The 884-nt window shown below is 47.8% G+C and carries 6 tRNA genes and 1 rRNA gene; all 7 read left to right on the top strand.

From position 1 onward, the window contains the following. Positions 1-90, top strand: a 16S ribosomal RNA gene (locus L1D31_RS22445); the annotation flags it as partial. Between the two features lie 89 nt (positions 91-179). Next, a tRNA-Glu gene (locus L1D31_RS22440) sits at positions 180-255 on the top strand. 2 nt (positions 256-257) lie between these two features. Further along, positions 258-333: transfer RNA gene (locus L1D31_RS22435), tRNA-Lys, on the top strand. Between the two features lie 4 nt (positions 334-337). Then, positions 338-405 (top strand) — tRNA-Glu (locus L1D31_RS22430). Between the two features lie 2 nt (positions 406-407). Beyond that, positions 408-483 (top strand) — tRNA-Lys (locus tag L1D31_RS22425). Between the two features lie 28 nt (positions 484-511). Further along, positions 512-587, top strand: a tRNA-Ala gene (locus L1D31_RS22420). A 35-nt stretch (positions 588-622) separates the two neighbouring features. Beyond that, positions 623-698 (top strand) — tRNA-Val (locus L1D31_RS22415). The last annotated feature ends 186 nt before the right edge of the window (positions 699-884 follow it).

Here is an 884-nt window from a genome sequence, read left to right as displayed (position 1 = left end):
GGGGGGACGCTCACCACTTTGTGGTTCATGACTGGGGTGAAGTCGTAACAAGGTAGCGCTAGGGGAACCTGGCGCTGGATCACCTCCTTATACGATGATTACTCACGATGAGTGTCCACACAGATTGATGGTTTATGTAGTTTAAGAGAACGAAGATATCCCAATATCTTCARCTTAGTGTCCCGTTCGTCTAGAGGCCTAGGACACCGCCCTTTCACGGCGGTAACAGGGGTTCGACTCCCCTACGGGATACCATTGGGTCGTTAGCTCAGTTGGTAGAGCAGTTGACTTTTAATCAATTGGTCGCAGGTTCGAATCCTGCACGACCCACCATTCTCGTCTAGAGGCCTAGGACACCGCCCTTTCACGGCGGTAACAGGGGTTCGACTCCCCTACGGGATACCATTGGGTCGTTAGCTCAGTTGGTAGAGCAGTTGACTTTTAATCAATTGGTCGCAGGTTCGAATCCTGCACGACCCACCATTTCTTCCTTAGAAATGACTATCAAGATGGGGCTATAGCTCAGCTGGGAGAGCGCCTGCCTTGCACGCAGGAGGTCAGCAGTTCGATCCTGCTTAGCTCCACCATTCTTGACGTCTTCCACAAGACGAAAAACTCATGTGGGCGATTAGCTCAGTTGGGAGAGCACCTGCCTTACAAGCAGGGGGTCACTGGTTCGAGCCCGGTATCGCCCACCATTTTTAAGCATACTTGATTAAGTGTTCTTAAAAATGATTTCTTTCTTTAAATAGAAAGCGAATCTAGCTCTTTAACAATTTGGAAAGCTGACGAATAACAACAATCCCCATCTCTATGAGATGCGTTGTTATTCATTTAAAAGTTCTCAAATCCTAATGATTTGTTCATTAGGTACCAACACACAT

The organism is Vibrio sp. Isolate23 (assembly GCF_022398095.1).
Classification (GTDB): domain Bacteria; phylum Pseudomonadota; class Gammaproteobacteria; order Enterobacterales; family Vibrionaceae; genus Vibrio; species Vibrio coralliilyticus_A.
The sequence above is the reverse complement of the archived record's forward strand: the minus strand, read 5'-3'. Positions and strand labels throughout refer to the sequence as shown.